The organism is Pseudomonas sp. TE6288 (assembly GCF_054062095.1).
In genome coordinates, this window is the sequence record NZ_JBSSEW010000012.1 from 194,634 (window position 1) to 217,065 (window position 22,432).

Here is a 22,432-nt window from a genome sequence, read left to right on the forward strand (position 1 = left end):
AACCTAGCAGATCAGGGTTCCGGGATAACTCTCCGGTTCGTCACCGGCAAGCGGCTGGGCGGCATTGTACTCATCGATCAGTTGCCGTGCGTACCCGGCCTGCTCGTCGGGCACCGCCAGGCCGAGCAAGCCGTGCATCGGCAACTCGCCCACGGCGCCCATCAGGTCGCGCCCGACCAGGTGCACCTCGATGCCTTCGCTGGCCAGCATGCCCACCAGCACCTGGGCCTCCAGCAGGCTTTCCGGTTCATAGATTCGCCGCATCAGTCGTTCTCGCCAAAGACATCCAGCATCCACTCCTCACCATGGACCTGCAGCACGAAGCGAATGGGCTTGCAGCACACCTGGCAGTCCTCGATGTATTGCTGGTCACCGCCGGACAAGTCCACCGTGGTTTCGACTTCCTCGCCACAATAAGGGCAATCGTAGATCGCAGTTTCCAGCATCGCGGCCTCCGGAGTGACTTGTGCGTATAATTGCCGGTCTGTTTACAGGGCCTGTGTGCGTCCGAGCCGTTTTTCGGAGCCCGCCCCTACCTAATTACCCTAGCCGTTTCCAACAAGAGAGCATGATGGGCGAATTCGATGCCATCCGACCGTACGACGACGCTGAGGTCCCTGCCGTGCTGGCACGCCTGCTCAGCGACCCGGCATTCCTCGATATCCTCACCCACTTCCGCTTTCCGCGCGCGGCGGGTGCCTTCGGCTGGCTGCTCAAACCACTGATCGCCCGGCGCCTGCGCAAGGAATTTGCCGGCGTGACCTGCGTGTCCACCCTGCAGGACAAGGTCGAGTACTACGTCGACCGCACCATCGACCGCGCGACCGACGGCGTCACCTACAGCGGTGTCGAACAGCTCAAGTCCGGCACCGCCTACCTGTTCCTGGCCAACCACCGCGACATCGTGATGGACCCGGCCTTCGTCAACTACGCGGTATACCACGCCGGCCTGCCGACACCGCGCATCGCCATCGGCGACAACCTGCTGCAAAAGCCGTTCGTCAGCGACATGATGCGCCTGAACAAGAGTTTCATCGTGCACCGTTCGATCAGCGGCCGCCGCGAGAAACTGGCCGCCTATCAACTGCTCTCGGCCTATATCAACCACTCGATCCGCAACGATGGCGCGTCGATCTGGATCGCCCAGGCCGAAGGCCGCGCCAAGGACGGTGACGACCGCACCGATTCGGCGATCCTGAAAATGTTCCACATGAGCCGCAAGGACGAACCGTTCGGCGCGGTGATCCAGAGCCTGAACCTGATCCCCGTGTCGATCAGCTACGAGTACGACCCCTGCGACCAGGCCAAGGCCCGCGAGCTATACATCCGCGCCACCACCGGCACCTACAAGAAGGCACCCGGCGAGGACGACAACAGCATCGCCCAGGGCATCACCGGCTACAAAGGGCGGGTTCACATCAACTTCGCCCCCCCGGTGACCGAGTACCACGAGGACACCAAGCAGCTGGCGCAGGCCATCGACCGGCAGATCCTCGGCGGCTACCGGCTGTTCCCGGTGCATTACCTGGCCTATGCGATGTGGGCAGAGAAGGATGCGGCACTCGAAGTACCGAGCGCGGAGAAGCTGTTCCCGGCCGATGAACTGGCCAAGGCCAAGGAAGAGTGGCAGCGCCGCCTGGACGCCTGCCCGGTCGAGCAGCAGCCGTACCTGGTGCAGCAGTACGCGACCCCCGTGCGCAATCAGTACCAGGTGAGGCTGCAGCCCACTTCAGCCTGATAACGCACCTGTAGGAGCGGCTTTAGCCGCGAACACCCGCTTTGCGGGTGCCAGGCACCGCGTTGCCTGGATCGCGGCTTAAGCCGCTCCTACAGGGTAGGCATCGGCGATTCAGATCCAGGTGCTGAACCAGGACAGCAGCAACGCCATCGCCAGGCAGCAGAAACCGAGGATGTAGTAATAGCGCGGCACCCGCTGCTCGAGCACGTCCACCACCCCCTCATCCATCGCCAGGCTTTCCTTCGCAAGCGCCTCGCGGCGCCGGGCACCATGCAGCAGCAGCCCGCCGGGGCAGGTGATCAGCAAAGCCAGCAGATTGATCAGCTTGGCCGGATGGGCGGCCAGGAAGCCCCAGAGCACTTGCAACGACATTACGCGACCTCGGTATCTCGTGTGGCAAAGCCCGGCATTCTACCCAAGCCGACTTCAACCACCGCCACTTTGCGACCAGCTGTCATCCAGGCTCTGTACGAAATGTATCTGCACTCGCCCATACTGCGTTGAAACGGGGCTCGGAATGCTCATGTACTCTAGTACAGTCGGGCGCGACCCCGGCCGTTCCTCTCCCCGTTTCGCCTTGTCTGGCCTTCGCGCAGACACATTTCGTACAGAACCTAATTTCATCTGTCACACGCTCGTCATCAAGACAGGCCACCCTGTCGGCCTTCAACTGACCGGAGCTTGTCATGCTGCACGCCGAAAACCAGGACCGCCTCTACCTCGTGGCCCAGAGCGACGAACAACAGGCGCTGATCGACGGCTTCGCGATCAATGTCCAGGACCGTCAGTGGCTGGTGTATTGCGCCCTGGGCGGGCATGCCCACGACGACCTGCCGGAGATCGACCCGCACACTGGCATCAGCCTGCTGGACTTTCACGTCCAGGCCGCCTGACCGGCCCTAGTGTGGTGTTTTGCAAATACGACCAATAACTCGCGAGTGATTTTTGCGCTCAGGCAAGGCGTCGCGACGAGTCGTAGCCCAGCTACGGCGAGGAGCGACAACGCCGCATGAGCGCAAAAAGTACCGCGAGTTATGGTCGTTATTTGTGAAACACCACACTAGATACAGCCATGAAAAAGCCCGCTGCCTGTTTCGCAGGCAGCGGGCTTTTTCATGGCTGTATCGGCGTACTTACTCGCCCAGCACCTGACCGACGGTCGGGTCCTTGAACAGGCGGGTCAGGGCATCGCTGAGCACGTCACTCACCAGCTTGGTGTTGGTTTCCTGGTTCGGCGCCATGCCGAAGCGCTGGTCCAGCGACGCACCGTAACGGCCGCTGTAGCGACGGTTGGCATTCGACACGTCAGCGCGGAAGGTGGCACCGATGGTCGCCTCGGTCACGTACATCTTGTCCTTGGGCGACTGGTACTTGAGCTCGGCCAGGGTCACGGTCAACTGCGGGGCATTGCCGGCATTCGGCGTTGGGGTGAAGCCCAGCAGGCGCACCGCCGCCTCGGCCTGGGCCTGCAGCTTGGGCACCACGTCATTGCCATTGACGGTGATGGTGCTGGTCTCGGGGTACATGCCACCACGGGTGCCGAGCGACTGCGAGGCGCGCCCGTCGACAACCCTGACCACCACCGGCTGGCCGTGGCCGACCGGAGCCAATTGCTGGGTGAGCTTGGGTTGCGGGCTGAGTTGCTGCGGGCTGTGGGCACAACCGGCCAGGCTCAGGCTGGCCACCGCGAACAAACCGACCAACAGACGTTGCAACATGCGCATTTCTCCAGAAAAAGCGGCAAAGGCCCACAGTATACCTAGCGCGCCACACGCCAGCCATCGCCCGGCCCGCTTGTCACAATCGTTTCATGCCCCTGCGTTTATCCTTGCGCCAGCCCTCACTCACAGGACGCCACGTCATGGCCTCGCTCTGGACCCTGCTCTTCCACCGCCCGCGCCACGCCACCTACGCCCGCCTCGACAGCGATGGCACCTGCCTGGCCTTCAAGCACTGCGCCACACCGCCGGGCAACGGCACCTGGGTGCCGGTCAGCGAAGCGCGACTGGCCTGGCTGGGCCACCCGCTACCGGCCAGCGCCCGGGTTTGCGACGGTGCAACGCGCCGTTGGCAGCAACGCACCCTCGCAGCCTGACAAACGCTGCAATAAAAACCCAACAAGTACGCCCTTTCCGCCCGCGACATCGTTATAATCTCCCCCCGATTATAAGGACGTCTCCTGATCGGGCCCCGCATTCGCCGCTTCAACCCGGCACCCTCGACGCTTCGCCCACAGAGAGCCTTCCACTCAGGTCTTGCATTGGCTGTCGTGCCTGCTGTTTCCGGCCGTCCGCTGCGCATGAACCTGCGGGTTGCCATCGCGCAGTCCACTTTTGAGGTTCACGACTCCAAAAGAGCGTGAAAAAACGGTTTTTCACAACTTCACGAGAGTGTGGCGAGCAAATGAACAGTCTGGCATGTGCAAGAGCGGCAGATGTGTACCGAACAGCCCTGAACAGACGGCAAAAGCGCTCATCCCTGATGAATGCCTGAGGCCGGTCCATAACGCACGACGGACCACTTGACCATAAGTCGAATTGCCGCACCCGTGGCAATGGGCGTTCAATAGCCGAACACCCAAGACTGATTGGCGGTGTCCGCGGAAGTTGCAAGAACTGCGAAGAGTCGGACATGGCGATCCTGGCCAACCCAGGGATCCTATGCTGTCAATTAGGTGCTGTAGATTGTGGAGACGCGTTAATGGCGCAGAACGAATCGGTTGATGTGGTACTGGTAGGCGCGGGCATCATGAGTGCCACCCTGGCCGTACTGCTCAAGGAGCTCGACCCGACCCTGAAGCTCGAGGTCGTCGAGGCGATGGACTCCGGAGCCGCGGAGAGTTCCAATCCCTGGAACAACGCCGGTACCGGCCATGCCGGCCTGTGCGAGCTCAATTACACCCCGCAGGCCGCCGATGGCAGCATCGACATCAAGAAGGCCGTGCACATCAACACCCAGTTCGAGGTTTCGCGCCAGTTCTGGGCCTACCTGAGCCGCAAAGGCAACTTCGGCTCGCCGCGCGCCTTCATCAACCCGGTGCCGCACCTGAGCTACGTCGAAGGAGACAAGGGCGTCTCGTTCCTCAAGAAGCGTTTCGAGTTGCTCAAGCAGCACCACGCCTTCGCCGAGATGGAATACACCGAAGACAAGGCCGTGATGAAGGACTGGATGCCGCTGATGATGCCAGGCCGCCCGGCCGACCAGCACATCGCCGCCACCCGCGTGATGAAGGGCACCGACGTCAACTTCGGCGCCCTCACCAACAAGCTCCTCAAGCTGCTTGGCGACTCGCCGGATGCCCAGGTCAAGTACAGCAAGAAGGTCGTCGGCCTGCGCCGCAACGGCAGCGGCTGGACCGTGAGCATCAAGGACGTCAACAGCGGCGGCAGCCGTGAAGTGGACGCCCGCTTCGTCTTCCTCGGTGCCGGTGGCGCCGCCCTGCCACTGCTGCAGGTGTCCGGCATCCCCGAAAGCAAGGGCTTCGGCGGCTTCCCGGTCAGCGGCCAGTGGCTGCGTTGCGACAACCCGGAAATCGTCAAGCAGCACCAGGCCAAGGTCTATAGCCAGGCGGCGGTCGGCGCCCCGCCGATGTCGGTGCCGCACCTGGACACCCGCGTGGTCGACGGCAAGAAATCGCTGCTGTTCGGACCATACGCCGGCTTCACCACCAAGTTCCTCAAGCACGGCTCGTTCATGGACCTGCCGTTGTCGGTGCGCATGGGCAACATCGGCCCGATGCTAGCCGTGGCCCGTGACAACATGGACCTGACCAAGTATCTGGTCAGCGAAGTGATGCAATCCATGGAGCAGCGCCTGGAATCGCTGCGCCGCTTCTATCCGGAGGCGAAAGCCGAGGACTGGCGCCTGGAGGTGGCCGGCCAGCGCGTGCAGATCATCAAGAAGGATCCGAAGAAAGGCGGCATCCTGCAGTTCGGCACCGAGCTGGTCTCGGCCGAGGACGGCAGCCTGGCCGCGCTGCTTGGCGCATCGCCGGGCGCCTCGGTGACCGTGTCGATCATGCTCGAGCTGATCGAGCGCTGCTTCCCCGAGCAGGCCAAGGGCGCCTGGGCGGCCAAGCTCAAGGAAATCTTCCCCGCCCGTGAGAAGACCCTGGCCACCGACGCGGCCCTGTACCACAAGATCAGCGCTGAAAACGATGTGGCGCTGGAGCTGGTGGAAAACAGCCCGGCCAAGCATTACGCCTGATCCGGCTGAAACAAAAAAACGCCCTTCGGGGCGTTTTTTTGTTTGCGGGCAAACCCTCGTGGGAGCGACGGTGCGCCGCTCCCACGCAACGCCACGGATCAAACTCGGGCGTTGTCGATGATCTCGATGTACTCCGGCGCATTGCGCTGGTCGGCGATGGCCTCGACGAAAGTCTTGCCATGTTCGTCCTTGCCATCCAGGTCGTAGCCGGCCGCCACGAAGAAACCGACGTAACGTTCGAAGTCGTCGACGCGCAAGCCGCGGTATCCCTTGATCAGCTTGTGATGCGAAGGCGAAGTCAGGCCATCGGCCGGCTCGAACTGCAGGAACGTCTTGATGTACTCGTCGCTGATCTCGTCACCAATCACTTGTTTCTTGTCTTTACGCATCGCCGACTCCAACTGGACCATCACGGACATTTTCGAAGGCCGGCAGTTTACCCCCCGGCGACGGCGAGCCTCAACGCGTACGTACGGTGCCGGTGTGCAGATCCGCCCAGATATGGCCGTTGGCATAGGTGAGGAACTGAACGTAGAGCGTCTCGTTACGCAGCAGGTCCATGACCACACGGTAGTTGGCCAGCGGGTAGTTGAGCGTCAGGGTGCGGGTCTTGTCGTCGTACACCGGTTTCTTCAGGCTCTTGCCGCCCTCTCCGTCGAAATTGAGCAGGACCTGGCCGATGGTCGAGCCCTTGCTCAGCGGCTTGCCCTTCAGGCGCACCTGCAAGGAAGAGGTGATCGGGATCGGCTGCTGGTCGGACTGGCGCTGGGTACCGACCACCACGCTGTAGTCGGTGACCTGCAGCAGTTGCTGGCTGGCCGGTGCTTCCTGGCGCAGGGAGAGGTCGTCGGGCGGGAGGAACTGGCTGTGCAGCGGCGCGGCGGCAAGCGGCAGGCTCACCGCCAGCAGGAGGGGGACGATCGCACGCATGTGGGGCTCCTTGGCATGAGCAGGCACTCTACGCACAGGCCCTGGCGCGGGGCAAGCCCGGTCCCGAGGTGAGGGAGCGGGCTCAAGATGGGGCGCAAGCTCAATCGAACTGCGCGCGCATCCAGGCGTGGTAATCGCCGACGCCCGCGTCGCCGTCGCGAGGCGCCCACTCAGCCAGCTCACCCTCGCCTACCGGACGATACGGGCCCGCCTTGCATTCGAACATGATGCTGTCATCTTCCAGCACCACCAGGCCATGGAAAACGCCCGGGACCAGGTCGACGCCCAGGCACTCCCCTCCCGCCTCGAGCACACGCTTGCCAATCACTGCGCCCTGGTCATCGAAAATCAGCAAGCCCAGACGCCCCTTCAGCACAATCAGCGTCTCGGCCTTGTCGTCGCTCAAATGACGATGGGGCTGGATATAGGTACGCGGCTGCAGGCCAACGGCCATGCGGTGGCAAGGCTCCTCCATCGCATGAAAGTTGTGGTTCTGCCGACCACGCGGGTTGGAGATGGCTTGATGCGCCAACCCGACGAACAACGACTGATCGAGGAACGCAGGCTGGCGCATGCTCACATCCCCTTGACGGCGAAGAGGCCGTTGGCGTTGCGCCAGTAGCCCTTGTAGTCCATGCCGTAGCCGAAGACGTAGCGATCGACGCACGACAAGCCGGTGTAGGTGGCCTTCAGGTCCGAGCTGGCCTTGCGGTCGTGGTCCTTGTCGATCAGCACTGCGGTGTGCACGGCGCGGGCGCCGGCGTGCTTGCAGAACTCGATGATGGCGCTGAGGGTGTGCCCTTCGTCGAGGATATCGTCGACGATCAGTACGTCACGGTCGATGAACGACACTTCCGGCTTGGCCTTCCAGAACAGCTCGCCACCGCTGGTGGTGTTGCGGTAACGGGTGGCGTGCAGGTACGAGGCCTCCAACGGGAACTGCAGGTGGGTCAGCAGCTTGCCAGAGAAGATCAGGCCACCGTTCATCACGCAGAAGACCACCGGGTTCTTGTCGTGCAGGTCCTTGCAGATCTGTTTACCGACCTCGGCGATGGCGGCCTCGACCTCGGCTTCGTTGTACAGGCAATCAGCCTCGCGCATCACTTGACGGATATGCTCGAGATCGGCGGACATGGCGCTCTCCAGGGGGTGCGTTTTGGAAAAGCGGGCAAAGGTACGCATCCGCTCGTCCCAGATCAAGCCTTTATGGACTAACGTGCACAATGACTGCACGACATCAAGGACTGAATAGATTAATCTAGCGCGGTTTTTTTGCCCGCCTCCCGGAGCCCTCCCCCTATGCCTACTCGTGAGATCCGCCATCCGCTGATCCGCCACAAGCTCGGCCTGATGCGCCGTGCCGATATCAGCACCAAGAATTTTCGCGAACTCGCCCAGGAAGTCGGTGCACTGCTGACCTATGAAGCCACCCAGGACCTGCCGCTCGAAACCTACGAGATCGACGGCTGGTGCGGCAAGGTGCAAGTCGAGAAAATCGCCGGCAAGAAGATCACCGTAGTGCCGATCCTGCGCGCCGGCATCGGCATGCTCGACGGCGTGCTCAGCCTGATCCCCGGCGCCAAGGTCAGCGCCGTGGGCGTGGCCCGCAACGAAGAAACCCTCGAGGCCCATACCTACCTCGAGAAGCTCGCGCCGGATATCAACCAGCGCCTGGCCCTGATCATCGACCCGATGCTGGCCACCGGCAACTCGATGGTCGCCACCATCGACCTGCTGAAAAAAGCCGGCTGCAAGGAAATCCGCGCCATGGTCCTGGTCGCGGCGCCCGAAGGCATCGAAGTGGTGGAAAAAGCCCACCCGGACGTGCAGATCTATACCGCCTCGATCGACCAGCGCCTCAACGAGCACGGCTACATCGTGCCGGGCCTGGGTGATGCCGGCGACAAGATCTTCGGCACCAAGCAGAAGGACGCCTGACCATGCAGGACGGCTTCAACGACCCGCTCTGGCGCCAGGTCGTTTCGGGCGCGCAGATGCTCTTCGTGGCATTCGGCGCGCTGGTGCTGATGCCGCTGATCACCGGCCTCGACCCCAATGTGGCGCTGTTCACCGCCGGCATCGGCACCCTGCTGTTCCAGCTGGTCACGGGCCGTCAGGTTCCGGTGTTCCTGGCCTCGAGCTTCGCTTTCATCACCCCGATCATCCTCGCCAAGGGCCAGTTCGGCCTGGCCGAGACCATGGGCGGCGTCATGGCGGCAGGCTTCGTGTACACCTTCATGGGCCTGATGGTGAAGATCAAGGGCACCGGTTTCATCGACCGCATGCTGCCGCCGGTGGTCATCGGCCCGGTGATCATTTCCATCGGCCTGGCCATGGCGCCGATTGCCGCCAACATGGCGATGGGCAAGGGTGGTGACGGCGCTGCGCTGATGCCGTACAAGACCGCCATGCTGATCTCCATGCCGGCACTGCTGACCACGCTGATCGTGGCCGTGTTCGGCAAAGGCATATTCCGTCTGGTACCGATCATTTCCGGCGTGCTGGTGGGCTTCGCTCTGTCGTTCGCCTTCGGCGTGGTCGACACTGCCAAGATCGCCGCGGCCCCATGGCTGGAACTGCCCAACTTCACCGCGCCAGCCTTCAACTGGCAGGCCATTCTGTTCATCGTGCCCGTGGCCCTGGCCCCGGCGATCGAACACATCGGCGGGGTGATTGCGGTGGGCAGCGTGACCGGCCGCGACTACCTGAAAAAACCCGGCCTGCACCGCACGCTGCTGGGTGACGGCCTGGCCACCACGGCAGCCGGCCTGTTCGGCGGCCCGCCCAACACCACCTACGCCGAAGTGACCGGCGCGGTGATGCTGACCAAGAACTACAACCCGAAGATCATGACCTGGGCGGCGGTATTCGCCATCACCCTGGCCTTCATCGGCAAATTCGGCGCATTGCTGCAGAGCATTCCGGTGCCGGTGATGGGCGGCATTCTCTGCCTGTTGTTCGGCTCGATCGCCGCGGTGGGCATGAACACCATGATCCGCCACAAGATCGACCTGGCCGAAGCCCGCAACCTGGTGATCGTCTCGGTGACCCTGGTATTCGGTATCGGCGGCGTGCTGATCGGCAGCGGTGACGGCCCGGACGACTGGGGCCTGAAGGGCATCGCCCTGTGCGCCGTGGTGGCCATTGCCCTGAACCTGATCCTGCCGGGCAATGATGGCTGGAAGAACAAGAAGCTGGATGATCAGTTGCCTTGAATGACGAAGTAGCTGCACCTATGTGAGAGCGGGCTTGTCCCGCGATGGCGTCAGCCCAGGCCATCGCCATCGCGGGGCAAGCCCGCTCCCACGCAGCACCACGAACTCACGCTCAGGCCTTCTCGCACATCCCCGCCAGCACCCTCACCCACTCCGGGTGATCGTTCAGGCACGGCACCAGCACCAGCTCCTTGCCGCCGGCCTCGATGAACTGCTCACTGCCGCGCATACCGATCTCTTCCAGCGTCTCGATGCAGTCGGCAACAAAAGCCGGGCACATCACCAGCAACTTCTTCACCCCCGCCTTGCCCAGTTCATCCAGCCGCGTTTCGGTGTAGGGCTCGATCCACTTGGCCCGGCCCAGGCGCGATTGGAACGATACTGACCACTTGCCGTCCGGAATGCCCATCTTCGTCGCGAAGGCCCTGGCCGTGGCCAGGCACTGGCCGCGATAACACACCGCGCGCATCTCGGCGCTGGCGTCCTTGCAGCAGTCGGCAGCCTGGAAGTCGTGATTGCCGGTGGGGTCGAGCTTTTTCAGGTGTCGCTCAGGCAAACCATGGAAGCTCAGCAACAGGTGATCGTAGTCCTGCTCGAGGTACGGGCGGGCGCTGGCGACCAATGCCTCGATATAGTCGGGATGCTCGTAGAACGGCTGGAGCACGCGGGTCTGCAGGGGCAGCCGGCGCTCGGCGATGGTCTGCTTCGCCAGTTCCACCACCGTGGTCACGGTACTGTCGGCGAACTGTGGATAAAGCGGTGCCAACGTCACCTTGCGCACACCTTGCGCAGCCAGGCGCTCGAGCACGCCAGGCAGTGCCGGCTCGCCATAGCGCATGGCGATCTCCACCGGGCCATGGGGCCAATGCTCGACCATCGCCTGGCGCAGGCGGCGGGTCAGTACCACCAGGGGCGAGCCTTCGTCCCACCAGATCGACCCATAGGCATGGGCAGACTGCTCCGGCCGCTTGATCAGGATCAGCGACACCAGCAACCGCCGCACCGGCCAGGGCAGATCGATCACGTACGGGTCCATCAGGAACTGGTTGAGGTAGCGGCGCACGTCGGCCACCGAGGTGGAAGCCGGCGAACCGAGGTTGACCAGCAGCAGGGCATGATCGGTCATGCAGCGTCCTATGTCAGAGGCGGCTGGACAGGTTGTCCAACGCCGATTGCAGATCGTTGAAACGGAACGTGAAACCCGCCGCCAGCAGACGCACAGGGCGGGCGCGCTGGCCACCGAGCAGCAGCGTCGACATCTCGCCGAGCCCGGCCTTGAGCAGCAGCGCCGGCATCGGCATCCATGCCGGACGATGCAAGGTGCGCCCCAGGCGCTTGGCGAACTCGCGGTTGCGTACCGGCTCCGGCGCGCAGGCATTATAGGGACCGCTGGCTTCCTTTTGCTGCATGAGAAAATCAATCAAGGCGATTTGATCGTCGATATGCACCCAAGGCATCCACTGCCGACCATCGCCCAATGGCCCGCCAAGGCCCAGTTTGAAGGGCAGGCGCAGGCGCGACAAAAAGCCGCCATCGGCAGCCAGCACCAGGCCGGTACGCACCAGCACGACGCGGATACCCAATGCCTGAGCACGCAGGGCAGTCTCCTCCCAGGCGATGCACAGCTGGCTGGCGAAGTCCTCCTTCACCGGGGCCGAGCTCTCCGTGAGCTCGCGCTCGCCGCCGTCGCCGTACCAGCCCACCGCAGAGCCCGAGATCAGCACCGACGGGCGCTGTTCGCGGCGCTCCAACCAGGCCAGCAGCTGCTCGGTGAGCGCCACCCGGCTGGCCCAGAGCAGGGTGCGGCGCGCCGCAGTCCAGGGCCGATCGGCGATGGGCGCGCCGGCCAGGTTGATGACCGCATCCACTGGGTCGTCGGCGGCGATATCGTCCAGCCGCGCGACGCCACGCACTCCAGTGCCACAGATTTTCGCCACCTGTTCCGGCCGGCGGCTCCAGACCGTCAGCCGATGGCCCTCGGCCTGCCACCGTTGGCAAAGGTGTTGGCCGATAAGGCCGGTACCGCCGGTCAGCAATATATGCATGGCTGTGTCCTCACAGTTGGCGGCCGTGGTCTATTTTTAAGATCAAGGCACTTTTTTGACCGATCGCTCTCGGATAAACATAGGCCACCTGCCTATCGAGCGGAATAACCTTATACAAACATTGTGCATTGTACAGGTTTGCCTGGCAGCGTACGCTGCGTAAAGCTAGGTTCGAAGAGGCCATCATGACAGTACCCATCGCCATCATCGGAGCCGGTATCGCCGGCCTGTCCGCAGCCCAGGCCCTGCAGAAGGCCGGGCAGACCGTCCACCTGTTCGACAAGGGCCATGGCAGCGGAGGCCGCATGGCCAGCAAGCGCAGCGAGGCCGGGGCCCTCGACCTGGGCGCGCAGTACTTCACGGCACGTGACCGGCGCTTCGTCGAACAGGTCCAGCACTGGGTCGCCTCAGGCTGGGCCGAGCAGTGGAAACCGCAGTTGTACAACTACCGCGATGGCGAACTGACGCCCTCCCCCGACGAACAGGTCCGCTGGGTCGGCGTGCCGCGCATGAGCGCCATCACCCGTGGCCTGCTCAAGGATGTCACGGTCAATTTCGGCTGCCGCATCGCCGAAGTGTTCCGTGGCAAGCAGTACTGGCACCTGCAGGACACCGAAGGCTGCAGCCATGGGCCGTTCAGCCGCGTGGTGATCGCCGTGCCGGCCCCTCAGGCCACACCGCTGCTGGCGGCCGCGCCGAAACTCGCGGCGGTTGCCGCCGGTGTACAGATGGAGCCGACCTGGGCCATCGCACTGGGCTTCGAGACACCACTCGACACCCCGATGCAGGGCTGCTTCGTCCAGGACCACCCGCTCGACTGGCTGGCGCGCAACCGCAGCAAGCCAGGCCGTGACGATCACCTCGACACCTGGGTGCTGCATGCCACCTCCAGCTGGAGCAGGCAGCATATCGACCTGGCCAAGGAGGAAGTGATCGAGCAACTGCGGGGTGAGTTCGCCGAACTGGTCGGTTGCGTGATACCCGCGCCAACCTTTGCCCTCGCCCACCGCTGGCTCTACGCCCGCCCCACCAGCAACCATGAGTGGGGCGCGCTGGCCGATGCCGACCTGGGCCTGTACGCCTGTGGCGACTGGTGCCTGTCCGGGCGCGTCGAGGGCGCCTGGCTTAGCGGCCAGGAAGCCGCCAGGCGCTTGTTGGAGCACCTGGAATAGGCGCCCATTAAACTTATACAAAAAATTTGTTTGTATAAGTTTTCATCTGTGCTGAAATTGCCTTGTACAAATTGTGCTGCCTGTACAAGTCATTCGGAGACAGTGATGAACGCTCCCACGCCCAACGGCAAGCCACGCCTGGCCATCAGCGCCTGCCTGACCGGCCTCAACGTGCGCTACAACGCCGGCCACAAGGCCTCCAGCCTGTGTCTTGACCTGCTCGATAAGCACTTTGACTGGGCGCCGCTGTGCCCCGAAGTCGCCATTGGCCTGGGCACCCCGCGCGAACCTATCCGCCTGGTGGGGGACCCTGCACATCCAGCGGTCACCGGCACGCGCAACAGCACCACCGACCTCGCCGGCCCACTGCGCGCCTACGGTGAGCAGATGGCCGGCGAACTGGACGATATCTGCGGCTACATTTTCATGCAAAAGTCACCGTCCTGTGGCCTCGAACGGGTCAAGGTCTATCAGGAAGACGGCCGCCCGCCTCACCATGGCCGCGGTGTCTATGCCGCGGCTTTCTGCGCCCTGCGCCCGGACCTGCCGGTCGAGGAAGAAGGTCGCCTGCACGACCCGGTACTGCGAGAAAACTTCATCGCCCGTGTGTATGCCTACGCCGACTGGCAGCAGCAGCTGCGCCAGGGCATGAGCCGCGGCGCTCTGATTCGCTTCCATGCCCGCTACAAGTACCTGTTGATGGCCCACAACCCCCAGGCGTACCGGACCCTTGGCCGCCTGCTTGGCAACATGCGCCGGGACGACGACCCGTTGCAACTCGGCCCGCAATACTTCAGCCAGTTGATGCAGGCCCTGCGCCGATGCGCCAGCCGCGGCACCCACGGCAATGTGCTGCAGCACCTGAGCGGGTACCTGCGCAACGAACTGGGCCAAAGCGACAAGGCCGAGCTGCAGCAGGTCATCGGCCAGTACCAGAGAGGCGTAGTGCCGCTGGTGGTCCCACTGACCCTGCTCAAGCACCATTTGCGCTGCCATCCCGACCCTTACCTGTTGCAACAGGCCTACCTGCAACCCCACCCGGAAGACCTTGGACTACGCAATGCCATCTGACGAGTTGCTCCCTATCGGCGAGGTAGCACGGCTCACCGGCGTCAACCCGGTCACCTTGCGCGCCTGGGAGCGGCGCTACGGCCTGATCAAGCCTCAGCGCACACCCAAGGGCCATCGCCTCTATCCACAAGACCAGGTGCAACGGGTCCAGGCCGCGCTGCGCTGGCTGGAACGCGGCGCTGCAATCAGCCAGGTGCGCGAGTTGCTGGACAACACGCAGAGCACTCCGCCAACCCTCCAGGGAGAATGGGGCGAGCGTATCGAGCAACTGATCACGGCAATCGCTCGTCTTGCCCAGCGCCCTCTCGACCAGCTATTGAACCAGGTGATGGCCCTCTACCCCGCCGTGACCGTATGCGAGCGCCTGCTCCTCCCCCTGCTGGAGGCCCTCACCCTGCGCTGGCAAACCCATTTCGACGCCCGCCTGGAGCAAGTGTTCTTTCACACCTGGCTGCGCAGCAAGCTGGGCGCGCGGGTCTATCACGACGGCCACTCGCTCACCGGCCCCTGCGTGCTGCTCGCCCGTACGGACGATACAGCCTTCGACCCGGAGTTCTGGCTCTGCGCCTGGCTGCTGAGCAGCAATGGCCACCCTCTGGAGATTCTCGAGTGGTCGGTCGAGCCTCGTCAGCTGCGCCAAGCCGTGGAGCGCTTACAGCCACAAGCGCTGCTGCTGCACCTCGGACGCCGCCCCGACCTCGCCGCACTGGGCCGCATGCTGAAGGAGATCACCGTGAGGAAACTCCTGGGCGGCGGCCGGGTCACTCTCCATGAGGCCGAGCTACGCGCATTGTCGCTATCCGATCTGTACTTGTTCGATAGCCCGCAAGCTGCCTTGCGCGGCCTTCAACAACCCTGACCAACTTGGGCTCGTTTTCCATGCAATTGATATGGCTACGCAATGACCTGCGTGTGGACGATAACACCGCTCTCGCGGCCGCCTGCCAGCGCGGCCCGACCGTGGCCCTGTGGGTCGCCAGTCCTGGCCAGTGGCTGGCCCATGACGACGCACCCTGCAAGGTCGACTTCTGGCTGCGCAACCTGCGGCTGCTGCGCCAGTCACTCGCGGCGCTGAATATTCCGCTGTTGATTCGCCAAGTCGATACCTGGGAAGACGTCCCGCAATGCGTGCTCGATGTCTGCCGCCAGCACAGCATCGAGGCCGTGCACTGGAACGAGGAATACGGCATCAACGAGACCCGGCGCGACGAAGCGACTCGGAACCTGCTGCAACACGCAGGAATTGGCGCTACCGCCCACCTCGACCAGTTGCTGTTCAGGCCCGGTAGCGTGCTGACCCGCGCAGGCCAGTATTTCCAGGTCTTCAGCCAGTTCAAACGGGTCTGCCTGGAACATCTGCACCGCAGCCTCCCCTCTCTCGTTCCACCTGTACGTCGTCAAGAGGCGCTGGGTATTCACAGCGACGCCATACCCGAGCGTATCGACGGCTTCGAGGCACCTTCCGACGCCCTGCGCCAGCACTGGCCCGCCGGTGAGGATGAAGCACGGCAGCGGTTGCAGCGCTTTGTCGACGAAACCGTCGAGGATTACGCGCAACTGCGCGACTTGCCCGCCAAGGCCGGTACCAGCCAGCTTTCGCCTTACCTGGCTGCGGGTGTGGTCTCGCCACGTCAGTGCCTGCACGCGGCCCTTGGGAGCAACCGGGGTGAATTCGACAGTGGCAGCGTCGGTGTGCAGACCTGGGTCAACGAGCTGCTGTGGCGCGAGTTTTACAAACACACCCTGGTGGGTTATCCCCGGGTCTCGCGGCATCGCGCCTTCCGCCCACACACCGAGGCGCTGCCTTGGCGTGATGCACCTGGCGACCTGCAGGCCTGGAAGGAAGGCCGCACCGGCTTCCCTATCATCGATGCCGCCATGCGTCAGTTGCTGGACACCGGCTGGATGCATAACCGGCTGCGCATGATCGTCGCCATGTTCCTCAGCAAGAACCTGCTGATCGACTGGCGATATGGCGAGAGGCATTTCATGCGCCACCTGATAGACGGCGATCTGGCCGCCAACAACGGCGGCTGGCAGTGGAGCGCCTCTACAGGCACTGACGCAGTGCCCTATTTCCGCATTTTCAATCCTGTTACCCAGTCGCAGCGCTTTGACCCGAAGGGCATGTTCATTCGTCGATGGCTGCCGGAATTGAAGGGCAGGGACGATAAATCGATTCACTACCCGGTGAAATCTGCCGATCTATTTGCTACTAATAATTACTCGGGCCCGATAGTCGATCTCGATAGCAGTCGCCAACGCGCATTGGAAGCCTTCAAAAGCTTGTCCAGCTGGCAGGATCAGGGGGCATAGAGCATGACACGTCGCTTCTGGATTACGGGCGCCAGCCACGGACTTGGCCTGGCCTTGGTGGAGCAGTTGCTCGCGCGCGGGCACGAGGTTGCCGCCAGTGGCAGGGATAGCCAGGAACTCGACAACCTGGGCCAACGCTACGGTGGGCACTTGGTGCGCCTTGGGGACCACTTGCCGGACGCCGCCCTGCGCCTCCCGAGCCGCTGGAGCGCGCTGGATTGCCTGATCATCAATGCCGGAACCTGCGATTACCTGCCCGTCGATGTGACGGATGCGCAACTGTTCGAACAGATCGTCAGCAGCAACCTGCGCGCCACCGAACAGAGCCTGGTCGGCGCATTGCCGCATCTGGCCAAAGGTGACCAACCCCAGGTCATGGCCGTTCTCAGCCGTTACTCGGCATTGCAGTTGTACGAGCCGAACCAGCCAGCCAGTGGCAGCAACAGCCTGCCACAGTGGCTTCGTCTGCAGCGTCCCGCCCTGAAGGCGCTGGGTATAGACCTGACCGTGGTGGCGCCACAATCGCTGAAAACCCCGGTGACCTCGGCACAGGTCATTCCGGAGCCCTGGACGGCGCAAAGTGCTGCCCAGGAGTTGCTGGCACGCCTGGGTCAGCGTCAACCCGAACTGGTGCTTGAGGTTCTCGAGCCAGGCGAGTTGTGGCCGCTACCGAAGCACAGCTGATACATGCAGGTGCGGGCTTGCCCGCTCCTGCATGGGTCAGCTCAAGGCAGGAAGCGCTGCACGCTGCCAGGCTGATGCCATAACAACGGCAAGACCTTCTGCAGGCGCTCCGGCTCTCCACTGCTCCAGAATGCAGTCGCCTGCGCCGGGCCCTCGCCGAGGAGCCCGCGCGCCTCCAGCAGCCTTTGCAGTTGGCGCGCCACGGCAGCCCCGGTGTCGATGATCGCCACCTCAGCAGGCACCATTTCGGCCAGCATCGGCCGCAGGAAGGGATAGTGGGTGCAGCCCAGGATCAAAGTGTCACAGCCGGCCGCCAGTAACGGCTTCACATAGCCTGACAGCAATTGGCGCAGCTGCTCACTGAACAGGTCGCCCGCCTCGATACGCTCGACCAGCCCGGGGCAAGGCTGGGTGACCACCCGCACATCATTGGCGAAACGGTCGAGCAAGGCGGCGAACTTGGCGCTCTGCAGGGTACCGGTGGTCGCCAGCACACCGACCACGCCGGAACGGGTCGCCGCCGCCGCCGGCTTGACTGCTGGCTCCATGCCCACCAGCGGCCAGTCCGGGTACAGCTCGCGCAGGTCAGCCACCGCAGCCACGGTGGCGGTGTTGCACGCCAACACCATGGCCTTGGCGCCCTGCTCGTGGAAAAACCCGGCGATGTGCCGCAGGCGCTGGCGAATGTAGTCCGGCGATTTCTCGCCATACGGCACATGGCCGCTGTCGGCCACGTACAACAAGGACTCGCTGGGCAGCAGGCGCTGGATTTCGGCCAGCACCGACAAGCCGCCGACGCCGGAGTCCATCACGCCCACCGGCGCCGTGCGCTCAGCCATGGCGCGTGGCACACACGGCGCAGGCCGGATCGCGCTTGACCCGCAGCTCGCGCATGCGGGTACTCAAGGCGTCGATCAGCAACAGGCGCCCCACCAGTGGCTCGCCAAAACCGGCCAGCAGCTTCAGGGCCTCCAGTGCCTGCAGGCTACCGACCAGCCCCACCAACGGGCCGATCACCCCGGCCTCGCTGCAAGTCAGTTCGGCTTCGCTGCCATGGCCATACAGGCAGTGGTAGCAGGGGCTGGTGTCGCGCCGTGTGTCGAATACCGACAACTGGCCCTCGAGGCGGATCGCCGCGCCGCTGACCAGCGGTTTGCCAGCGGCGACGCAGGCGGCGTTGACCGCCTCGCGAGTGCTGAAGTTGTCGGAGCAATCCAACACCACATCGACTGCCGCCACCGCGGCGGCCAGCGAATCCTCGTCCAGCGCCTGGCGATGGGCAATCAGGCTGACTTGCGGGTTGATCGCCTGCAGACGCCTGATAGCCGAGTCGACCTTGCTCATGCCGACGCTGTCGCTGTCGTGGATCACCTGGCGCTGAAGGTTGGTCAGGTCGACGGTGTCGAAATCGGCCAGGTGTAGCTCACCGACACCCGCCGCGGCGAGGTACAGTGCCACCGGCGAACCCAGCCCGCCCAGGCCGATGACCAAGGCCTTGCCGTGTTTCAGGCGCAACTGGCCGTCGATATCCACCTGCGATAACAAGATCTGCCGGCTGTAGCGCAACAGCTCCTGGTCGCTCAGCATGGCAGGCGCCCCAGGCTGATGCGCTCATGGCCACCCAGGTCAACGCGGCTGACCACCTCGGTGAAGCCGCCGATCACCAGCAATTCACGAACCGCGGCGGATTGATCGTAGCCATGTTCGAGCAGCAGCCAGCCACCAGGCAACAGATGCCCTGGCGCCTGGGCGACGATCACGCGCAGATCGTCCAGCCCGTCTTCACCGGCCACCAGTGCGCTGCTGGGTTCGAAACGCACGTCACCGGCCACCAGGTGCGGGTCGGCGGCGCGGATGTAGGGCGGGTTGCTGAGGATCAAGTCGAAACGCTCACCGGCGAGGGCGTCGAACCAGTGGCTGGCACGCACCTGGACATTGCCCAGGCCCAGGCGCTGGCGGTTGCGCTCAGCCAGGGCCACGGCCTCGTCGATACGGTCCACCGCCGTCACCTGCCAACCAGGACACTCGCTGGCCAGGGCCAGAGCGATGGCCCCGGTGCCGGTGCCCAGGTCGAGCACCCGGGCGGGCTTGGGCGCAACCAGCTCCAGGGCGGTCTCCACCAGCAGCTCGGTGTCCGGGCGCGGGATCAGTGTGTGCGGCGCCACTTCCAGGTCCAGCTTCCAAAACCCTTGCTGGCCGAGGATATAGGCCACCGGTTCACCGGCGCGACGGCGCTCGAGGTAGCCGGCGAAGGCGGCTGCCGCCTCGCTGCTGACGATGCGCTCGGGCCAGGTGTGCAGGTAGCTGCGCGATTTGCCCAGGGCCGCGGCCAGGAGCAGCTCGGCGTCCAGCCGTTCGGTTGGCGAGTCGGGCAGCTGCGCGTTGCGCAACAAGCTGGCGATGATGGTCATCTCAGTCCCCCAGGGCAGCCAGCTGATCGGCCTGGTATTCGGCCAGCAACGGTTCGATCACCGCGTCCACGCCACCGGCGAGAACATCGTCGAGCGAGTACAAGGTGAGGTTGATACGGTGGTCGGTGACCCGGCCCTGCGGGTAATTGTAGGTGCGGATGCGCTCGGAGCGGTCGCCCGAGCCGACCAGCAGCTTGCGCTCGCTGGCAATGGCGTTCTGCGCGGCGCTGGTCTGCATGTCGTTGAGCTTGGCCGACAACCAGGACATGGCGCGGGCACGGTTCTTGTGCTGCGAACGTTCTTCCTGGCACTCGACCACAATGCCGGTGGGCAAGTGGGTAATGCGGATCGCCGAATCGGTCTTGTTGACGTGCTGGCCACCGGCACCGGATGCGCGGTAGGTGTCCACGCGCAGATCGGCCGGGTTGATCTCGATCGCCACCTGCTCATCGGGCTCGGGCAAAACCGCCACGGTGCAGGCGGAGGTATGGATACGGCCTTGCGACTCGGTTTCCGGCACACGCTGCACGCGGTGCGCACCGGACTCGAACTTCAGCTTGCCGTAGACGCTGTCCCCTTCGACCCGGGCAATGATCTCCTTGTAGCCACCGTGCTCGCCTTCGTTCTCAGAGAGGATCTCCAGGCGCCAGCCGCGCTTCTCGGCATAGCGCGAATACATGCGGAACAGGTCGCCGGAGAAGATTGCCGCCTCGTCGCCACCGGTGCCGGCACGGATTTCCAGGAACACGTTGCGCCCATCGTTAGGGTCCTTCGGCAGCAGCATGCGCTGCAGCGTCGACTCAAGGCCCACCAGTTGCTCCTTCGCCTCGCGCACCTCCTCGACCGCCATCTCGCGCAGGTCAGGGTCGGCGTCCTTGAGCAACGCCTGGGCACCTTCGAGGTCGTCCTGGACCTTGCGCCACTCTTTATAGGCCCCGATGACCGGTTCCACTTCGGCATATTCGCGGGAATAGGCGCGAAAGCGCGTCTGGTCGGAAATGACTTCGGCATCACCGAGCAACGCGGTGAGTTCCTCGAAGCGGTCCTGGAGCGTGTCCAGTTTGTTCAGCAGCGACGCTTTCATTGCGGGGATTTGTCCGTCGAGCCCTCGTCGAGGGCGAAGAGTTCCTGGGCCATGGCCAGCGCATCGACGCGGCCTTCGGCGGAGAGCTTTTTCAGTTGCACGCTGGGAGCATGCAACAGCTTGTTGGTCAGGCCCCGGGCCAGCTGCATGAGCACGTCCTCGGGGTTGCCGCCGTTGGCCAGCAGGCGCTGGGCCTTTTGCAGTTCCTCGTCGCGCAGGCGCTCGCTCTGCTGGCGGTAGGCCTTGAGCACGTCCACCGCCGCCAGCTCGCGCAGGCGCACCATGAAGTCGTCCGCTCCCGCCGATACCAGTTCCTCGGCGGCCTGGGCCGCGCCCTGGCGGCTCTTGAGGTTTTCCGCGACCACTTCATGCAAGTCGTCGACGGTATAGAGGTAGACGTCGTCCAGCTCGCCGACCTGCGGTTCGATGTCTCGCGGCACGGCGATGTCGACCATGAAGATCGGCTTGTGCCGGCGCTGTTTCAGCGCACTCTCCACCGCGCCCTTGCCCAGGATCGGCAACTGGCTGGCGGTGGAACTGATGACGATGTCACTGTTGGCCAGCTCCTGCGGGATGTCCGCCAGCAGCACCGCATGGGCACCGAACTGCTCGGCGAGGATACTGGCGCGCTCCAGGGTACGGTTGGCCACGACGATACGCCGCACGCCCTGCTCGTGCAGGTGGCGGGCGACCAGGGTGATGGTCTCGCCGGCGCCGATCAGCAGCGCCTGGCTGCGGCCCAGGTCGGAGAAGATCTGTTTGGCCAGGCTGACCGCGGCAAATGCCACCGACACCGGGTTCTCGCCAATGGCGGTGTCGGTGCGCACCTGCTTGGCGGCACTGAAGGTGGCCTGGAACAGGCGCCCGAGCAGCGGCCCGACGGTGCCCGCCTCGCGCGCCACGGCGTAGGCCGACTTCATCTGGCCGAGGATCTGCGGCTCGCCGAGCACCAGCGAATCGAGGCCGGAGGCCACCCGCATCATGTGCCGGACCGCGTCGTGCTCCTCGTGGACATAGGCGCTGGCGCGCAGCTCGTCGAGGCTCAGCTGGTGATAGTCGGCCAGCCATTGCAGCACAGCATCGGCGGCAAGGTGGTCCTGTTCTATATAGAGTTCGCTACGGTTGCAGGTCGACAGGATCGCCGCTTCGCGGCTGGCGGTCAGTCGGCACAGCTGCTGCAGGGCATCGACCAGCTGCTCGGGCGTAAACGCCACGCGCTCGCGTACGTCTACCGAGGCAGTCTTATGGTTGATACCAAGGGCAAGAAAGGCCATGCAAGATCGCTGGTTGGGACGTGAAGCCGATAATTGTCCTACTTCGCAGGTTTTAGAACAACCACCGTTCGCTATTGTGCTAATGCGGCATGCCTATCACCCAGCACCGCCACCCATCCCTGCCGTTGCCGTTGCCGTTGCCGTTGCCGTTGCCGTTGCCGTTGCCGATCGAGAGTTTATCCCATAGTCCACTAGCGACAGCTGCGTCAGCCCAGGCGCCGCCCGTAACTTCGCGACTTCAGGAGGCCGAACGCAGGTCTTGCGGAGGGAGGTGACGGGCATGGAT

26 protein-coding genes are annotated in these 22,432 nt (G+C 64.0%); 11 read left to right on the forward strand and 15 right to left on the reverse strand.

Annotated elements, in window-relative coordinates:
- Window positions 1–3: 3 nt before the first annotated feature.
- The gene (locus ACVWY1_RS14710) at window positions 4–264 is read right to left on the reverse strand and encodes a putative signal transducing protein (protein ID WP_023630964.1); all 261 of its coding nucleotides are present in this window, start codon (window positions 262–264) and stop codon (window positions 4–6) included.
- Entirely contained in the window at window positions 264–446 is a 183-nt protein-coding gene (locus tag ACVWY1_RS14715) for a CPXCG motif-containing cysteine-rich protein (RefSeq protein ID WP_102682562.1), read from the reverse strand. The genes ACVWY1_RS14710 and ACVWY1_RS14715 overlap by 1 nt, the downstream gene beginning before the upstream one ends.
- A 125-nt stretch (window positions 447–571) precedes the next feature.
- On the opposite strand from ACVWY1_RS14715, the gene ACVWY1_RS14720 reads away from it, so the two are divergent.
- Window positions 572–1,738 (forward strand): 1-acyl-sn-glycerol-3-phosphate acyltransferase, encoded by a 1,167-nt coding sequence (locus ACVWY1_RS14720; RefSeq protein WP_102682563.1) that lies wholly within the window; start codon window positions 572–574, stop codon window positions 1,736–1,738.
- 111 nt (window positions 1,739–1,849) lie between these two features.
- On the opposite strand, the gene ACVWY1_RS14725 is transcribed toward ACVWY1_RS14720, so the two are convergent.
- A complete protein-coding gene (locus ACVWY1_RS14725) occupies window positions 1,850–2,110 on the reverse strand; it encodes a hypothetical protein (protein WP_139668615.1) in 261 nt (86 codons plus the stop codon).
- A gap of 314 nt (window positions 2,111–2,424) precedes the next feature.
- Here ACVWY1_RS14725 and ACVWY1_RS14730 point away from each other — a divergent pair, with 314 nt between their 5' ends.
- Window positions 2,425–2,631, forward strand: coding sequence for a hypothetical protein (locus ACVWY1_RS14730; protein WP_046857121.1), 207 nt, complete (start codon window positions 2,425–2,427; stop codon window positions 2,629–2,631).
- 240 nt (window positions 2,632–2,871) lie between these two features.
- Here ACVWY1_RS14730 and ACVWY1_RS14735 read toward each other — a convergent pair whose 3' ends face one another.
- Complete coding sequence (locus ACVWY1_RS14735; RefSeq protein WP_023630961.1) at window positions 2,872–3,456, reverse strand: YajG family lipoprotein; 585 nt, start codon at window positions 3,454–3,456, stop codon at window positions 2,872–2,874.
- Between the two features lie 143 nt (window positions 3,457–3,599).
- Here ACVWY1_RS14735 and ACVWY1_RS14740 point away from each other — a divergent pair, with 143 nt between their 5' ends.
- Both ACVWY1_RS14740 and mqo read left to right on the forward strand, forming a co-directional pair.
- Window positions 3,600–3,833 (forward strand): hypothetical protein, encoded by a 234-nt coding sequence (locus tag ACVWY1_RS14740; protein WP_102685298.1) that lies wholly within the window; start codon window positions 3,600–3,602, stop codon window positions 3,831–3,833.
- Window positions 3,834–4,438: 605 nt separating this feature from the next.
- Window positions 4,439–5,944, forward strand: coding sequence for a malate dehydrogenase (quinone) (gene mqo, locus ACVWY1_RS14745; RefSeq protein WP_102685299.1), 1,506 nt, complete (start codon window positions 4,439–4,441; stop codon window positions 5,942–5,944).
- Between the two features lie 98 nt (window positions 5,945–6,042).
- Here the strand turns inward: mqo and ACVWY1_RS14750 are convergent, their stop codons facing one another.
- The 4 genes from ACVWY1_RS14750 to ACVWY1_RS14765 all read right to left on the reverse strand — a co-directional run bounded on the left by ACVWY1_RS14750 (window position 6,043) and on the right by ACVWY1_RS14765 (window position 8,008).
- On the reverse strand, window positions 6,043–6,333 hold the full coding sequence (locus tag ACVWY1_RS14750) for a PA4642 family protein (protein WP_110703080.1): 291 nt from the start codon (window positions 6,331–6,333) through the stop codon (window positions 6,043–6,045).
- Window positions 6,334–6,403: 70 nt separating this feature from the next.
- Window positions 6,404–6,874, reverse strand: coding sequence for a hypothetical protein (locus tag ACVWY1_RS14755; protein ID WP_102685301.1), 471 nt, complete (start codon window positions 6,872–6,874; stop codon window positions 6,404–6,406).
- 100 nt (window positions 6,875–6,974) lie between these two features.
- Window positions 6,975–7,448: a WbuC family cupin fold metalloprotein gene (locus tag ACVWY1_RS14760; RefSeq protein WP_102685302.1), complete on the reverse strand. Its 474-nt coding sequence runs from the start codon at window positions 7,446–7,448 to the stop codon at window positions 6,975–6,977.
- A gap of 2 nt (window positions 7,449–7,450) precedes the next feature.
- Window positions 7,451–8,008, reverse strand: a complete 558-nt coding sequence (locus ACVWY1_RS14765; RefSeq protein ID WP_277502904.1) for a hypoxanthine-guanine phosphoribosyltransferase — start codon at window positions 8,006–8,008, stop codon at window positions 7,451–7,453.
- A gap of 165 nt (window positions 8,009–8,173) precedes the next feature.
- Between ACVWY1_RS14765 and upp the strand changes: the two genes are divergently transcribed.
- Window positions 8,174–8,812, forward strand: coding sequence for a uracil phosphoribosyltransferase (gene upp / locus ACVWY1_RS14770; protein WP_023630748.1), 639 nt, complete (start codon window positions 8,174–8,176; stop codon window positions 8,810–8,812).
- A gap of 2 nt (window positions 8,813–8,814) precedes the next feature.
- Window positions 8,815–10,089, forward strand: coding sequence for a uracil-xanthine permease family protein (locus tag ACVWY1_RS14775; RefSeq protein ID WP_038707351.1), 1,275 nt, complete (start codon window positions 8,815–8,817; stop codon window positions 10,087–10,089).
- Window positions 10,090–10,201: 112 nt separating this feature from the next.
- On the opposite strand, the gene hemH is transcribed toward ACVWY1_RS14775, so the two are convergent.
- Together hemH and ACVWY1_RS14785 are read right to left on the reverse strand one after the other, a co-directional pair.
- Window positions 10,202–11,215 carry a ferrochelatase gene (gene hemH, locus ACVWY1_RS14780; RefSeq protein ID WP_258701133.1) on the reverse strand — a complete coding sequence of 338 codons (1,014 nt, stop codon included), beginning with the start codon at window positions 11,213–11,215 and terminating at the stop codon, window positions 10,202–10,204.
- A gap of 13 nt (window positions 11,216–11,228) precedes the next feature.
- Window positions 11,229–12,134: a TIGR01777 family oxidoreductase gene (locus ACVWY1_RS14785; RefSeq protein WP_277502894.1), complete on the reverse strand. Its 906-nt coding sequence runs from the start codon at window positions 12,132–12,134 to the stop codon at window positions 11,229–11,231.
- Between the two features lie 185 nt (window positions 12,135–12,319).
- Between ACVWY1_RS14785 and ACVWY1_RS14790 the strand changes: the two genes are divergently transcribed.
- The 5 genes from ACVWY1_RS14790 to ACVWY1_RS14810 all read left to right on the forward strand — a co-directional run bounded on the left by ACVWY1_RS14790 (window position 12,320) and on the right by ACVWY1_RS14810 (window position 17,377).
- Window positions 12,320–13,306 carry an NAD(P)/FAD-dependent oxidoreductase gene (locus tag ACVWY1_RS14790; protein WP_457378445.1) on the forward strand — a complete coding sequence of 329 codons (987 nt, stop codon included), beginning with the start codon at window positions 12,320–12,322 and terminating at the stop codon, window positions 13,304–13,306.
- A gap of 105 nt (window positions 13,307–13,411) precedes the next feature.
- On the forward strand, window positions 13,412–14,377 hold the full coding sequence (locus ACVWY1_RS14795; protein WP_277502890.1) for a YbgA family protein: 966 nt from the start codon (window positions 13,412–13,414) through the stop codon (window positions 14,375–14,377).
- Entirely contained in the window at window positions 14,367–15,236 is an 870-nt protein-coding gene (locus tag ACVWY1_RS14800; RefSeq protein ID WP_277502888.1) for a MerR family transcriptional regulator, read from the forward strand. The genes ACVWY1_RS14795 and ACVWY1_RS14800 overlap by 11 nt, the downstream gene beginning before the upstream one ends.
- Window positions 15,237–15,256: 20 nt before the next feature.
- A complete protein-coding gene (gene phrB / locus ACVWY1_RS14805; protein ID WP_277502886.1) occupies window positions 15,257–16,693 on the forward strand; it encodes a deoxyribodipyrimidine photo-lyase in 1,437 nt (478 codons plus the stop codon).
- Window positions 16,694–16,696: 3 nt separating this feature from the next.
- A complete protein-coding gene (locus ACVWY1_RS14810) occupies window positions 16,697–17,377 on the forward strand; it encodes an SDR family NAD(P)-dependent oxidoreductase (protein ID WP_198755709.1) in 681 nt (226 codons plus the stop codon).
- A 41-nt stretch (window positions 17,378–17,418) separates the two neighbouring features.
- Here the strand turns inward: ACVWY1_RS14810 and murI are convergent, their stop codons facing one another.
- The 5 genes from murI to hemA are packed head-to-tail and all read right to left on the reverse strand — an operon-like array spanning window position 17,419 to window position 22,146.
- Window positions 17,419–18,216 carry a glutamate racemase gene (gene murI / locus ACVWY1_RS14815; RefSeq protein WP_139668598.1) on the reverse strand — a complete coding sequence of 266 codons (798 nt, stop codon included), beginning with the start codon at window positions 18,214–18,216 and terminating at the stop codon, window positions 17,419–17,421.
- Window positions 18,209–18,964: a molybdopterin-synthase adenylyltransferase MoeB gene (locus ACVWY1_RS14820; protein ID WP_139668596.1), complete on the reverse strand. Its 756-nt coding sequence runs from the start codon at window positions 18,962–18,964 to the stop codon at window positions 18,209–18,211. Before ACVWY1_RS14820 ends, murI begins: the two co-directional genes overlap by 8 nt.
- Window positions 18,958–19,788, reverse strand: a complete 831-nt coding sequence (prmC, locus tag ACVWY1_RS14825; RefSeq protein ID WP_139668595.1) for a peptide chain release factor N(5)-glutamine methyltransferase — start codon at window positions 19,786–19,788, stop codon at window positions 18,958–18,960. The genes ACVWY1_RS14820 and prmC overlap by 7 nt, the downstream gene beginning before the upstream one ends.
- Before the next feature lies 1 nt (window position 19,789).
- Window positions 19,790–20,872 (reverse strand): peptide chain release factor 1, encoded by a 1,083-nt coding sequence (prfA, locus tag ACVWY1_RS14830; RefSeq protein WP_110703042.1) that lies wholly within the window; start codon window positions 20,870–20,872, stop codon window positions 19,790–19,792.
- The gene (hemA, locus tag ACVWY1_RS14835) at window positions 20,869–22,146 is read right to left on the reverse strand and encodes a glutamyl-tRNA reductase (RefSeq protein ID WP_102685314.1); all 1,278 of its coding nucleotides are present in this window, start codon (window positions 22,144–22,146) and stop codon (window positions 20,869–20,871) included. Before hemA ends, prfA begins: the two co-directional genes overlap by 4 nt.
- Between the last annotated feature and the right edge of the window lie 286 nt (window positions 22,147–22,432).